The 13835-nt window shown below is 48.5% G+C and carries 12 protein-coding genes and 1 pseudogene; 7 read left to right on the forward strand and 6 right to left on the reverse strand.

What is annotated here, in order from left to right:
* Positions 1-169: 169 nt before the first annotated feature.
* From I6E49_RS01915 to I6E49_RS01935, 5 genes are all read left to right on the forward strand, one after another.
* Positions 170-1843 (forward strand): S41 family peptidase, encoded by a 1674-nt coding sequence (locus tag I6E49_RS01915; RefSeq protein ID WP_235400141.1) that lies wholly within the window; start codon positions 170-172, stop codon positions 1841-1843.
* A gap of 1041 nt (positions 1844-2884) precedes the next feature.
* Positions 2885-3292, forward strand: coding sequence for a DUF6169 family protein (locus I6E49_RS01920; RefSeq protein WP_235400142.1), 408 nt, complete (start codon positions 2885-2887; stop codon positions 3290-3292).
* Between the two features lie 130 nt (positions 3293-3422).
* Positions 3423-4751 carry an ATP-binding protein gene (locus tag I6E49_RS01925; RefSeq protein ID WP_235400143.1) on the forward strand — a complete coding sequence of 443 codons (1329 nt, stop codon included), beginning with the start codon at positions 3423-3425 and terminating at the stop codon, positions 4749-4751.
* Positions 4752-4892: 141 nt separating this feature from the next.
* A complete protein-coding gene (gene rbfA / locus I6E49_RS01930; protein ID WP_235393949.1) occupies positions 4893-5228 on the forward strand; it encodes a 30S ribosome-binding factor RbfA in 336 nt (111 codons plus the stop codon).
* Positions 5225-6445 carry an FtsX-like permease family protein gene (locus I6E49_RS01935; RefSeq protein WP_235400144.1) on the forward strand — a complete coding sequence of 407 codons (1221 nt, stop codon included), beginning with the start codon at positions 5225-5227 and terminating at the stop codon, positions 6443-6445. Before rbfA ends, I6E49_RS01935 begins: the two co-directional genes overlap by 4 nt.
* A gap of 95 nt (positions 6446-6540) precedes the next feature.
* On the opposite strand, the gene I6E49_RS01940 is transcribed toward I6E49_RS01935, so the two are convergent.
* The 4 genes from I6E49_RS01940 to I6E49_RS01955 all read right to left on the reverse strand — a co-directional run bounded on the left by I6E49_RS01940 (position 6541) and on the right by I6E49_RS01955 (position 10055).
* Entirely contained in the window at positions 6541-7140 is a 600-nt protein-coding gene (locus tag I6E49_RS01940) for a DUF4294 domain-containing protein (protein ID WP_235400192.1), read from the reverse strand.
* 66 nt (positions 7141-7206) lie between these two features.
* Positions 7207-8208, reverse strand: a complete 1002-nt coding sequence (locus tag I6E49_RS01945; RefSeq protein ID WP_441006955.1) for a M28 family peptidase — start codon at positions 8206-8208, stop codon at positions 7207-7209.
* A gap of 123 nt (positions 8209-8331) precedes the next feature.
* On the reverse strand, positions 8332-8757 hold the full coding sequence (locus I6E49_RS01950) for a SufE family protein (RefSeq protein ID WP_235400145.1): 426 nt from the start codon (positions 8755-8757) through the stop codon (positions 8332-8334).
* 47 nt (positions 8758-8804) lie between these two features.
* Positions 8805-10055, reverse strand: a complete 1251-nt coding sequence (locus I6E49_RS01955) for a peptidase U32 family protein (RefSeq protein WP_235400146.1) — start codon at positions 10053-10055, stop codon at positions 8805-8807.
* A 158-nt stretch (positions 10056-10213) separates the two neighbouring features.
* Here I6E49_RS01955 and I6E49_RS01960 point away from each other — a divergent pair, with 158 nt between their 5' ends.
* On the forward strand, positions 10214-11410 hold the full coding sequence (locus I6E49_RS01960; RefSeq protein ID WP_235400147.1) for a transglutaminase-like domain-containing protein: 1197 nt from the start codon (positions 10214-10216) through the stop codon (positions 11408-11410).
* A 29-nt stretch (positions 11411-11439) separates the two neighbouring features.
* A complete protein-coding gene (gene ndk / locus I6E49_RS01965) occupies positions 11440-11901 on the forward strand; it encodes a nucleoside-diphosphate kinase (RefSeq protein WP_235393954.1) in 462 nt (153 codons plus the stop codon).
* 486 nt (positions 11902-12387) lie between these two features.
* On the opposite strand, the pseudogene I6E49_RS01970 reads toward ndk, so the two are convergent.
* Both I6E49_RS01970 and I6E49_RS01975 read right to left on the reverse strand, forming a co-directional pair.
* Positions 12388-13488 (reverse strand): annotated as a pseudogene (locus I6E49_RS01970) (RagB/SusD family nutrient uptake outer membrane protein).
* A complete protein-coding gene (locus tag I6E49_RS01975) occupies positions 13385-13615 on the reverse strand; it encodes a RagB/SusD family nutrient uptake outer membrane protein (protein WP_235400148.1) in 231 nt (76 codons plus the stop codon). Before I6E49_RS01975 ends, I6E49_RS01970 begins: the two are co-directional and overlap by 104 nt.
* Positions 13616-13835 lie beyond the last annotated feature (220 nt).

Consider the following 13835-nt stretch of genomic DNA (forward strand, 5'->3'; position numbering starts at 1 on the left):
AATTTCTCAAATTATGTAATTTTTCTTTGTCAATACGTAAAATAAGGTACAAAACAAGTGTTTTGTGAGGTTAATGTATTACTTTTGCATCAGTCTACGACATACACATATTATTAATATAGCAACATTATACCAACAAGACATGTACCTACGCAAATACACAAAAACAATGCGCAGCCTGATGCTGATGGCACTCATGGCTGTCGCTATGCCTATCATGGCACAGAACACCAGCGACCACAACTTCCGCGTGGCAAAGAACCTTGACATTTTCAATGCCATCTACCGCAATCTCGACTTGATGTACGTCGACTCGCTCGATGCCGATAAAACCATCGGAACGGCAATACGCTCGATGATGCACTCGCTCGACCCATACACCGACTACTTCCCCGAGGACAAGGCGGCTGAATACAAGCAGATGATGACGGGCAAATATGCGGGCATCGGCTCGATAATAAGCTACAGCTTCACACGCAAGCACGTCATCATCAACGAGCCTTACGAGGGAATGCCGGCTGCTGAAGCCGGACTGAAGAAGGGAGACATGATACTGAGTATAGACGGCGAATCGATGGTTGGAAAGACCACTGCATACGTCAGCGACCACCTGCGTGGCGAGCCTGGCACAACGATGGTGCTGAAGATTCAGCGACCATCGACGGGCAAGAAGATGACCGTCAAGGTGCAGCGCAAAGCCATACAGATGCCCTACCTGCCCTACTACGGCATGCAGAAGGACGGTATCGGATACATCAACTACAACCAGTATCTGGAGAACAGCGCCAAAGACGTGCGCCGAGCATTCATCGACCTGAAGAAGCAAGGCATGAAGGGACTGGTGCTCGACCTGCGCAACAACGGCGGAGGTTCGGTGCAGGAAGCCCTTCAGATACTCAATATGTTCATACCCAAGGGCCGCCACCTGCTCTCGATGAAGGGCAAGGTGAAGAACGCCAACAGCAATTACAACACTACAGTCGAGCCTCTCGACACCGTGATGCCTATCGTGGTGCTCGTCAACGAGGCTACAGCCAGCGCCAGCGAGATAACGAGCGGAACGCTGCAGGACTACGACCGCGCCGTAATCATGGGCACACGCACCTACGGCAAGGGTCTGGTGCAGATACCAAACGTGTCGCTGCCATACAACGGCAAGCTGAAACTCACCACAGCCAAATACTACATACCCTCGGGACGATGCATACAGGCTCTGCGCTACAAGCACACCGACAACGGATATGTAGCCGAGAACGTGCCCGACTCGCTCACTCACGAGTTCCGCACAGCTGCCGGACGCATCGTGCGCGACGGCGGTGGCATCAAGCCCGACATCGAAGTGAAGCCCGACTCGCTGCCCAACATCGCCTTCTATCTCTCGCGCGTGGACACGACCGACATCATGCTCAACTACGAGATTGACTACATAGCCGCCCACCCCACCGTGGCAAGCCCCAAGGACTTCGAACTCTCGGATGCCGACTACGAGCAATTCAAGCAGCGCGTGGTAAAGAGCGGATTCACATACGACCAGGTGAGCGAGAAGATACTCAAGGAACTGGAGAGCCTGGCACGCTTCGAGGGCTACTACGACGATGCCAAACCCGAGTTTGAGGCGCTGCGCCAGAAGCTGAAGCACAACATCGCCAAGGACCTCGACTATCCGTACAACAAGCAGAAGATAAAGGAACTCATTGCCGCCGACCTCATGGCTGCCTATTACTTCGAGAAGGGTTCGCTCGAAAACTCGCTGCGCAACGACAAGCAGTTTGCCGAGGCAGCACGCCTGCTCGGCAACCCCACCGAGTACCAGAAACTGCTGCAACCAAAGAAAGAGAAATAAACTGAAATACAGATTTTCAACTATTGCTGTCCGGCAAACAATTATTCATCCTTATATTGTTTTGTTGTTCAGTGTTTTATTGCAATATTTACTAAGGGGGCTTGCTATATACTATGCGGACTGAACCAACATTCACCAGCGCGTAGCGGAAAGGTAAAGCCTAAATATCACATAGGAGGGATTGTCTAAATATAAGCATCGCGCCCCGAAGGGGCAGAAGCACATAGCCCAGGGCACCCGCCCTGGGTGAAAATGTCCAAACAACCAAACGCCCTGTAAGGGCAAAAGCGTTAATAATCAATGCTTTTGCCCTTGCAGGGCGTCTTGCTTTTATCAATCCGTACACCCAGGGCGGGTGCCCTGGGCTATGTGCTTATTGGGCTTTCAGCCCGTCTTTGACCACATTATTAGTTTTACCGGACAGCAATTTTTTCAACACCCCCATTCAAAAAGGAGTCCTTTTGCCTGTCAAAAGGGCTCCTTTTGCATTGTAAAAGGACTCCTTTTAAAGGGTAAAAGGACTCGTTTTGAAGTGCAAAAGGACTCGTTTTGAAAATGGAGAAGGGTTATTTTAAGTGTTAGATGTTAAATGTTAAGTGTTAAGTGGTGAAGATTGAATGTATTGAAACGACTCTTTACCTATCAACAATGATATTGTCGCTGTTAAAAGCAATGATTATAAAAATAAGAATAAACTTGTTTCCTATCAAAAAATTAGTTATTTTTGCGCAAGAAGACAAACCACATAGAATTATCACAACAATTTAGAACACATTAATAATATTATAAATATGGATAGAATTAAACTAACACGTGAGGAAGCCTTGCGACGTTGGAAGGCATCCAAAGAACTAAAACGTAAAATGTCTGAGAAATTAGAACAATTAGTACGCGACAGTTGCAAGGAGCAAACTGACAACAATTCTATTAGTGTAGAAATATGGTAATGGAAAAACTGTCATTAGATGCAATAAATGCCAAATCTGAGTATCTTGTAAAAAAGAAGAGGATGAATTGACCTTTAGTTTCATGACTGATAATATGGCAGAAATTTTCATTTCATTTGAAAAAGATGACATATTACAATCAGGCATTGTCTATCAGTTTGGTATATCCAATCCGCAAGGAACAAAATCCCCTCGCGACCAAAAAGTACGCAATACGATACTGGCAATTATTGAAGAATTTTTTAATAAAAACAAGGCAGCTCTGCTATACATATGTGAGACTGGCGACGGTATGCAAAAAATGCGCAGTCGTTTGTTCCAATATTGGTTTAGCATTTATAACGAAAGGGAAGAATACCTGTTTCCTCCGCAAATTGTCTACGACGAAGAAGAAAACGAGAATTATGCAGCTTTAATTATAAGAAAGGACAATCCTTGTTTTGTCGAATTGGTGTCAGAATTTACTGATACAATAAACTTGCTTAACGGAAAACCCGAGTAACGCAACAACAAAAAAAGCAATAAGCCACAAAAGGCATAATGGCGCATACAGGAAAAGTGTAGTTTTTGGTTGCTTATTTCGTAGGAAAAGTGTATTTTTGCAATCGTAAAAACATAGGAAAAGTGTAATTATGCTATATCGTAAGATCGAAAAAGATATTGTTAGCCACTTACAATCAGGCTCTGACAAGATTCTGATTATAGACGGTGCGCGCCAGATAGGCAAGTCGTATATAATAAGAGAGGTAGGCAAAAGGCTCTTCCCTAATTACATCGAGATAAATATGGAAACCGACAAGTTGGGCGACCGCACCTTTGCCGACGCCCGAACAAAGGACGACTTTTATCTCGCATTAAGTACGATTGCCGGTGACAAGATGGGCAGCAAGCACGAAACACTTGTATTCATAGATGAAATACAAGCTTACGACCATCTTCTCACCCTGTTGAAATTCCTGCGCGAAGACGGCAAATTCACCTATATAGCCAGTGGTTCACTACTTGGCGTGACACTGAAAGTCACTTCTTCAGTACCATTAGGCAGCATCGTCATCAAGCATATGTATCCTATGGACTTCGAAGAGTTTCTCATAGCAAACGGCATAGGGCAGCTGGTGATTGACACAATGCACCGGAATTTCACAGAAAGAAAATCCATGCCAGATGCGATTCATGGCAAACTGCTCGACATGTTCAGGAAATATCTTCTCGTAGGAGGTTTGCCCGATGCCGTAAAGGAATTTGTAGAGACAAAAAACATCACATCCGTCCGAACCATCCAAAGCAACATACATCATCTGTATGGCGTAGACGCTGCAAGATACGAGGACACACACAACCGGCTGAAGATACAACGCATATACAATATGATTCCGTCGAATCTTGAGAACAAGAAAAAACGGATAGTGGCAAAGAACATAGAGGACAAAAAAGGCAAACGCATGAGCGATTACACCGAGGAGTTCGACTACCTTATCTCATCGGGAATCGCACTGGAAGTGAAAGCCATAAGCAAACCGAGTTTTCCGTTGATAGAAAACAGTGGGAAAAATCTCCTGAAACTGTATATGAATGATGTGGGAATTCTGACCGGCATATTCTTCGGAACCAATATAAAGGCTATCATGGACGATGTCGCAAGCATCAATCTTGGATCAGTCTACGAGACGGTAGTTGCCCAGGAACTGAGAGCGCATGGCTTCAATCTGTACTATTACGACAACAAGAAAACAGGCGAGGTGGACTATCTCATCGACGACAGAACCAATCTCTCTGTACTGCCATTAGAGATAAAGTCGGGCAAGGACTATACAATACATAGTGCACTTGATAAGTTTCTACAGATTAAGGAATACAACATCCATCAGGCTTTTGTATTGTCAAACGCTAAAGACGTAGTGACAACTAATGGAGTGACTTATCTGCCAGTTTACTACATAGCATGCATCAAGCCTGACTGAGGCCTGACGTTGCCCATGATTTGCAATGTCGCAATACAACAAAAGGCATTTTCCGACAAGAACTGCTGCATTTCATTTTGTATTGCGACCGATTTGCACTATCTTTGCATATTAAAAACAAAATTTAAACAGATAAACAACATGCAAGAAACAAGACAAAACCGTATAGCACGACTCCTGCAGAAGGAGCTGAGCCTTATATTCCAGTCGCAGACACGTGCCATGCACGGCATCATGGTGAGCGTGACACGCTGCCGTGTGTCGCCCGACCTGAGCATCTGCACAGCCTATCTCAGCATTTTCCCGTCGGAAAAAGCCGAGGAACTCATCAAGAACGTAACAGCCAACGAGAAGACAATACGCTACGAACTGGGCACCCGCGTACGCAACCAGCTGCGCATCATCCCCGAACTCAGATTCTTCATCGACGACTCGCTCGACTACATCGAACGCATTGACGAACTGCTGAAGAAATGAATTTCCCGTTCTTTATAGCTCGACGCTATGTCTTCTCGAAGAAGTCGACTAACGCCATCAACGTCATTTCTGCCATTTCGGTGGTAGGCGTGGCTGTGGGCACAATGGCACTGGTGATTGTGCTGAGCGTGTTCAACGGATTTCACGACCTCGTGGCGTCGTTCTTCACCAACTTCGACCCTCAAATCGAACTTGTGCCGACGCAAGGCAAGACGGCTCCTGCCGACGATCCGTTGCTCGACAAGATACGCAAGATGCCTCAGGTGAGCGTTCACACCGATGTGCTTGAGGACCAGGGACTGGCTGTATATGGCGACCGTCAGCAGATGGTGACCGTTATGGGTGTCGACGACAACTTCACCCAGCTCACCAACATCAGCGACATCCTGTACGGCGACGGCGAATTCACGCTTCAGGCTGCCAATCTGTTCTATGCCATTCCGGGCATACGCCTGGCGCAGGACATGGGACTGGGCGCACGCTTCGACGGCTATCTGAAGCTGTATGCTCCCGTACGACGCGGACAGATTACCGACCTTGAAGACCCGTCAGACGGATTTGTGGTAGACTCGCTCATATCGCCGGGCGTAGTGTTTGCCGTCAATCAGGCAAAATACGACCGCGACCACATTATATGCTCCATAGGTTTCGCACGCCGACTGTTCGATCAGGACGGCATGCTGTCGTCTCTACAGATACGGCTGAAGCCGGGCAGCGACCTCGCGGCTGTGAAGAAGCAGATGCGCGAGATTGTCGGCTCGAAGTATAGGGTGCTCGACAGGTTCGAACAGCAGTCAGACACGTTCAACATCATGCAGATAGAGAAGGTGCTGGCATACGTCTTCCTGACGTTCATACTTATGGTGGCTTGCTTCAACATCATATCGTCGCTCTCGATGCTCATCATCGACAAGAAGGCCGACGCTGCCACCCTGCGCAACCTCGGCGCTACCGACCGACAGATACGCAGCATTTTCCTATTCGAAGGCCGCATCATATCAGCCATCGGGGCCGTCGTGGGCATATTGCTCGGACTGCTGCTCTGCTGGCTTCAGCAGGAGTTCGGACTGGTGCACATGGGCGACTCGGCTGGCTCGTTCGTGGTCAATGCCTACCCCGTAAGCGTCCATTACGACGACGTGGCTATAGTCTTCGTCACGGTGCTCTTGATAGGATGGGCTGCAGCATGGATTCCTACGCGCAAGCTTAAGGTATAATCTGGCTTTTGACACACCCGCCTCCTACATCAGTTATTATCAAAAACGTTGTTCACTCCATATCTCGGGTAAACCAATAAAAAAGCGGGGCAGCTCTACAGCTGTCCCGCTTCTACTTGACGCACAATGCGCTCGGTATATTTATCGACGCCTTCAGCGTCATATTTTTTTGTAAGCGACGCGCCGAACAAGGCTGCGAACGCCTGATAAAAGCCAGCCCTTATAGGTCCGAGAAACGCCTGTATCAATTGATACGACGACGAGTTGCACTCGCGATACACCAGTTTTATCAGCAGTTTGCCCTGCGAATACGTCAGTTTCTTCATGCGTGGCGTGTACTCCTTGCGTATGCTGCGCTCCACACGTTGCATGTGCTCGTCCTTAGCCTTCTTGTTGGGCAGCGTCTGCAGAAACTCGTAGGTCTCGATGATTATAGCATTCACCTCCTTGGCTATGGGCAGCACCTTCTTGATATTGGCCACAAGACGGTTGTAGGCCTGCCGCTGGCGAGCGTCGGCAAACACAGGTTGCGGATAGACATACAGCGTGTTCAGCTCGACATACTGTATGCTGTCGCCGTCGTGCAGCACCTTGCCCACCTTGACCATAGGCACAAACGTGGGCGTATCCATATCCACCTCGCGGTCTTCGGGGTTGACACGGCGACTGCCGTTGTCCTGCGCCCGTGCTGACATGGCGCTGAACGCAAGCAACACGACCAACAGTATTATGTTGCGATTGCTTCTATACATATTTATATATTACTTTTCCGAGTACAATATCTGCACCATAGTCTGTCCGACAGCCTTGAGTGTGGCGCGGTCGATGTGCTCCATTGTGTCGTTTATGGTGTGCCATGTGGGTCCGAACGAGCTCTGCTGGCAGTCAGGATAGAACGGAATGATGTCGATGCAGGCTATACCTGCCTTCTCGTTTACGGGCACGTGGTCGTCGGTTATCATGCCGCCCTCCTGCATGGGGAAGTACGACCCATAGCCAATCTGCGACGCTGTGCGCCACACCTTATTTACAATCTCTGAAGCATACTGCTTCGACACCGACTCCTGATAGAACCGTGCGCCCTCGCCTCCTACCATATCGAGCAGCACACCGTATCGTGCCTCATAGCCATGGGGCTGATGTTCTGCCCAATACTGAGCGCCAAGTGCCCACGAGTCTTGCGAGTCGGGGGCCGATGACCATTGCGGAGTGCCGTAGTCTTCGGCATCGAAGCACACGAAGTCGACACCTACGTTGAGTGTAGAGTCGTTGCTTATGATGCGAGCCAGCTCCATCATCACAGCCACACCGCTTGCTCCGTCGTTAGCACCCATAACGGGTTTGCGCCAATTGGTAGAGTCGGGGTCGTTGTCTGCCCACGGACGTGTGTCCCAATGGGCACACAGCAATATGCGTGTGGTAAGTTCGGGGCGGAAGCGTGCCCAGATGTTGCGCGAACGGAGCATAGTTCCGTCCCAAGCCTTAAGCTCTGCGTCCTGAGCCTCAACCTTCATTCCGTAGCTGGCAAACTGCTTCATTATCCATTCGCCGCACTTATCGTGTGCTTCGGTGTTCATAAGGCGCGGTCCGAAGCTGCATTGCTTGGCACAGAAGGCATAAGCCGAGTCGGCACAGAATGTCGGACCTACAAGAGCAACGGTATCAGGCTCAGTAGCCGACTTGCGCGAACTCTTGCACGACATGCACGAACAAGCCATTGCCACCACAAGAAATGCGAATAATATAGAGAATATCGATTTCATAATTAAAATTCCAAATTGAATAATTCCAAATCGGCGAAGCCGACCAATTCAAAACTCAAAATTCCAAATTGAACAATTCAAAATCGGCAAAGCCGACAATTCAAAATTCAAAATTCCAAATTCCTAATTCTTCTTCGCTTCATACGCCAGGGCGTACATACGTATCTGCTTCACCATAGCCAGCAGACCATTAGAGCGAGTGGGCGACAGATGGTCTTTGAGTCCGATACGGTCGATGAAGTAGAGGTCGGCATCAAGAATCTCGCGCGGCGTGTGTCCGCTTATCACCTGAATAAGCAGAGCGATGATACCCTTCACGATGAGGGCGTCGCTGTCGGCAGTGAACACCAGACGTCCGTCATCTGTCATGTCGCATTGCACCCATACACGGCTCTGACAACCGTCTATGAGGTTCTGTTCGGTTTTATACTTAGCGTCGAGCGGCTCCAGTTCGCCACCCAGGTCAATCAGCAACTGGTACTTGTCCATCCAGTCGGTGAAGTCTTGAAACTGCTCAATGACTTCGTCTTGTATTTCGTTTATAGTCATTTTTCTTCGTTGAAAAAAAGGTTGTTGTGTTGTTATGTTAGATGGTGTTATTTGTTGAGAACCATCTTAAACAATTTATCACTTGGGCGGATTTTGCCCGGAACGCGGAACGACACGTGTTGTCCCTTTTGTGCGGTCTGTACGGGATTGAGGTCGTAGCGTATTTCGTCCACGTCTACATACATCACGCCTGTAGTAGGACCCGTGATGAGCAGCTTGTCGCCCACGCTGAACTCGGCAGCTTCGCACGTAAACTCGGCAACACCAAGCTTTGAGAAGTACTTGACACCTCTGCCAACGTACACCTTCTTCTCCGTAGCGTTCGAACCATAGTTGCTGTTCCATTCGCCCAGAGTCTGACCCTGATAGTAGCCGTCCCAGAATCCGCGGTTGAACACAGTGGCAAGACGCTTGTCCCATTCGTCCTTCTTCTCTTCGGTGAAGTCGCCGTCGAGCACAGCCTGGATGGCCTCCTTGTAGCAGCGCACCACATTATATACATATTCAGCGCCACGTGCACGACCCTCAATCTTGAATACTCGCACACCCGAACGCATCATCCGGTCGATGAAACGAATGGTCTTGAGGTCCTTAGGCGACATGATGTACTTGTTGTCCACCTCAAGCTGCGTACCCGTCTCGTTGTCGGTGACGGTATAAGAGCGGCGGCATATCTGCATGCACTCGCCACGGTTGGCAGAGCGTCCGGTGTTCATAAGGCTCATGTAGCACTTTCCGCTCACCGCCATGCACAAAGCTCCATGACAGAACATCTCAATGCGCACCAACTCTCCGTTGGGTCCGCAGATGTGCTGCTTCTCTATCTGCTCGAAGATATAAGCCACCTGGTCCATGTTCAACTCGCGTGCCAGCACCACCACGTCGGCAAACTGAGCATAGAACTTCAGAGCCTCAGCGTTGCTGATGTTGAGCTGTGTAGACAGATGAACCTCCTGACCAATCTCACGACAGTATGACATGACAGCCACGTCCGACGCAATAACAGCCGAAATCTGAGCCTTCTTGGCAGCATCGATTATCTGGTGCATCAGCTCCACATCCTCGTCGTAGATGATGGTGTTGACGGTCAGATAGCTCTTCATGCCGTGCTCGGCACAGATAGCAGCGATGTCGTGCAGGTCGTCTATGGTGAAATGGTTGGCAGAGTGTGAACGCATGTTCAACTGCTCCACACCGAAGTAGATGCTGTCGGCACCAGCCTGTATGGCTGCCATAAGACTCTCACGTGAGCCTACGGGCGCCATTATCTCATAGTCTTTTATTGTTGTATTATCCATATTGGTGCAAAATTACTGATTTATAATTGTAAAACCACAAAAATATATAGAAAATAGCTATCTTTTACATTTACAATGGATTGCATTTGTGAGTTTTTATGTAAATTTGCTACGTTATTTAAATCTACTATAGAAAAATGATTTCAAGAATAAGAATTATGAAAATCAAAAGTCTACTTGTACTTTTGACCTTAGGACTGTCTGCCTGCACAGGCAGCAAGTATGCCGGTGTACCCAAGCAGTATCAGGAATTGATAAGCCAGTCTATGCAGACGGCTGGCAGCAATGCCAAAGAACTGAAGAAGGCATTGAAGCAGACTCCTACCACACAAAGAGAAGGCATGGCTTTCCTCATTTCGTATATGCCCGAAAGGGATGCCAAGGCCCTGACTGCCGATTTCCTGCTGGAGAATGTGGATTATGCATATAAGGCACGAGCTGAGTTCCCGTGGGCAAAAGAGGTGCCCAACGACATATTCCTCAACGACGTCGTGGCTTATGTCAACCTTAACGAGAAGCGCGAAAACTGGCGCAAGGACTTCTACGAACGCTTCAAGAAGTATGTGGCTAACTGCAAGACTATGCGCGAAGCTATCGACTCTGTCAACAAGAATGTACGCGACGAACTGCTGGTCGACTATAACACTAAGCGTGAGAAACCCGACCAGGCTCCTTACGAGTCGATGCGCCAGCACATGGCTTCATGTTCGGGTCTGTCGATATTGCTCACCGATGCGTTCCGTGCTGTGGGCATCCCCTCACGTGTGGCTGGCACTCCGGCGTGGTACGACGACCGCGGCAACCACAACTGGAACGAAGTGTGGATTGACGGCAAATGGCGATTTACTGAATATTATCCTTCGGAAGACTTGGACAAGTCGTGGTTTCTGACCGATGCCGGCAAGGCCATCAAGGAAGACCTGCGCAAGGCTATATACGCAGCGTCGTTCAAGCCTACGGGTTCTTACTTCCCCTTGGTATGGGACAAGGACATCCGTTATGTTCATGCCGAGAACGTTACCGACCGCTATACAAGCCTTTACAGAGCGCAGCTGTCTGCCACTCCTGCCGACGAACAGCACGTCGACCTGAGAGTAATGGTGTTCAAGGACAAGGAGCATGCCGAGAATTCGGGCGACCGTGTAGCCACCAATCTGGACGTATTCAAAGGCGAGGAAAAGCTGTTCGGCGGTCGCAGCACAGGCGCTACGCAAGACATGAACGATGTACTCACATTCAAGGTAGAGAAGAACCAGTCGTACACAGTAAAGTTCACAAACGGCAAGGGCGAATTGGAAACCAAGAACGTAGAAGTGGGCGACCAGACCACTACCTTGAAATTGTATATGAAGTAAAAATATTTATTCAACTAAATACTATCTTTATGGAAAAAACATTGATTTTGTTAAAGCCGTGTACAGTTCAGCGCCGTCTCATAGGCGAAGTCATCAACCGCATTGAGCGCAAAGGTCTGCGCATCGTTGGATTGAAGATGATGCAGCTCGACGACGCTATCCTCAACGAGCACTATGCCCACCTCGTCGACCGTCCCTTCTTCCCGTGGCTCACAGCCTCGATGAAGTCGGCTCCCGTCATTGCCATGTGTGTTGAGGGCAACAGCGCCGTTACTGTTGTGCGCAACATAGTTGGCGCTACCAACGGACGCAAGGCTGCTCCCGGCACTATCCGTGGTGACCTCTCAATGAGCGGTCAGGAGAACATCATCCACGCTTCAGACTCTATCGAGACAGCCGAAATCGAGATGAAACGATTCTTCCGCGAAGGCGAGATATTCGAATATCCCGACCCATTGCACGACTACTTCTACGCTCCCGACGGAGATTAAGGATAAAGGGCACGGCTCCCCAGTTGAGGTGTTGAGAAAAAGAAGCTAAGGTAAAGATAGCATCTAATCTTCTTTCTCTTGGAGTGCCTATTGAAACTATCATACAAGCATCGGGCTTGTCAGAAGGAGAGATAAAGAATATATTATAAAATTGATTGGCAAAGTAATATATATTCATTGGCAAACTAATATATATTACTTTGCCAAGTATTATTATATTACTTCCCGAACAGTTCCCTATTGCCGATGTGATTTCGCCTTTTCCACCATTGTAGTTCTTTGCAAAGAGGCAGTCTTCGAAAAGAGCTCGCGAACTTGCCCAGCATGAACGCAAGTTCACATCAGTGTAATAGCTCTCAGGCACATCGTCATATTCCAGTCCGGTCTGGCAGCTTGTAGTTGCCATGGCTGCCAGCATCACGAACACGCCTGTATAGATGTTCTTTATTTTACTGAAAAGTCTCATAGTGTCGAATTGTTAGAAAATTAATTGTTGCTCTGATACTTGAAGCCATGCCAACCCGGATTCTGTTGTATCTGCTTGTTAGAGATAAGCACTGTGGCAGCATACGGTGTGAAATAGTAGCGCACATTGTCGAATTTGCGCTTGTAGTAGCTGAAGTCCATCGGATATGTGCGGAATGTCGGTGTCTCATAGTTCTTGCCGTCGGTGTTTGTCTCACCCGGCTCCAGAGCCACGCCGTTCTCGCCTACGATATTGCTGTGCTTGCCAACACGGAATATCATGATACCGCGTGAGGCCTTGTTAAGCTCAGGAATTACAGTCTTGCCTTCATCCTCGCCCCAACGCAGAAGGTCGAAGTAACGGAAGCCAGGATTCTCGAATGCGAACTCCAGACGACGCTCTTCCTTAACCTCGTCGTATACGCTCTGCTTGTCGGTAGCGCCATCGTATGCGCTCAAGCCTGCACGCTCACGTATTTTGTTGATATAAGTGATAGTCTCAGGAGCCTTGTCCAGATTTACAGCAGCCTCAGCAAGATTGAGCAATACCTCTGCATAACGGATGTTGAAGTAGCATGAGGTGCGCTGTGTGGTCTTCAGTGTTCCGTCATCGTTAAACTGGTCGAAGTGAGAGTACTTGTGAAAATAGTAGCCACTAATGGTCTGTTATGAAGCACGGCCAGTTGGAGCCGACTCAATATTCTCCATATTACGGTAGCCAGAATGAAGGGCGCTGTATTGCAAAGTCTTCTGGTCGTCCATTGTTGTCTTGTCAATCCATGTCTGTATCTCATAAACAGGATTGCTTTTCGGACCCATATAGGCGCCATCGTAAGTCACAGTGGCATAGAAGCGCTTGTCACGGTTCTCGAACATCTTGCGGTAGTTGTCGCCCGAACCAGAGTACTGCTTGTTGCCATCCTTGTCTGTTGTAACAGCAATATTGAGGTCACGCGCCTGCTTGGTTTCCCACCAGTGCTTCCACTTGCCGTCAGCCTCATCCTTCTGCAAGTAGCAGTCAACGAGATCCTGTGTCGGGAAGAGTCCGGTACGGAAACTCCATGAACGTGTCACCTTGTCGCTGTTGCCGTAATACAAGCATGTTGTCGAACAGAGTCTCACGCTTGGTCTGCGGCAGGAAGGTCTCTTCGTTTACAGATAGAGCGTGGTCAACATAAGGCACAGTGCCCCAGAACTTCTCCATGTCGAAGTACACCCATGCACGGAAGAAGTAGCACTCAGCGAGCAACTAGCTCTTTACTGATTCTGAAAGTGCACTGGCACTGCTTATCTTCTCTATACCTTTATGTATCTTGTAAAGGTTCTGATAAGAACCCGACCAAGGACCCGAACCTCCTGTAGACCCATCATACTGACGGTTGTTGTATGACAGCTGGCGGTATAATACAATTGCTGAACTTTCGCAAGTTCAGAGTATTCAGTAGTTAAAGGAGTTAAGAAGTTAAGCC

Source organism: Leyella stercorea (assembly GCF_021531655.1).

Coding starts and splice junctions, on each gene's coding strand:
- I6E49_RS01935 (WP_235400144.1), top strand. CDS start 5,225: ATGAATTTCCCGTTCTTTATAGCTCGACGCTATGTCTTCTCGAAGAAG.
- I6E49_RS01920 (WP_235400142.1), top strand. CDS start 2,885: ATGGCAGAAATTTTCATTTCATTTGAAAAAGATGACATATTACAATCA.
- I6E49_RS01940 (WP_235400192.1), bottom strand. CDS start 7,140: ATGTCAGCACGGGCGCAGGACAACGGCAGTCGCCGTGTCAACCCCGAA.
- I6E49_RS01960 (WP_235400147.1), top strand. CDS start 10,214: ATGAAAATCAAAAGTCTACTTGTACTTTTGACCTTAGGACTGTCTGCC.
- I6E49_RS01915 (WP_235400141.1), top strand. CDS start 170: ATGCGCAGCCTGATGCTGATGGCACTCATGGCTGTCGCTATGCCTATC.
- I6E49_RS01925 (WP_235400143.1), top strand. CDS start 3,423: ATGCTATATCGTAAGATCGAAAAAGATATTGTTAGCCACTTACAATCA.
- I6E49_RS01955 (WP_235400146.1), bottom strand. CDS start 10,055: ATGGATAATACAACAATAAAAGACTATGAGATAATGGCGCCCGTAGGC.
- ndk (WP_235393954.1), top strand. CDS start 11,440: ATGGAAAAAACATTGATTTTGTTAAAGCCGTGTACAGTTCAGCGCCGT.
- rbfA (WP_235393949.1), top strand. CDS start 4,893: ATGCAAGAAACAAGACAAAACCGTATAGCACGACTCCTGCAGAAGGAG.
- I6E49_RS01950 (WP_235400145.1), bottom strand. CDS start 8,757: ATGACTATAAACGAAATACAAGACGAAGTCATTGAGCAGTTTCAAGAC.
- I6E49_RS01945 (WP_441006955.1), bottom strand. CDS start 8,208: ATGAAATCGATATTCTCTATATTATTCGCATTTCTTGTGGTGGCAATG.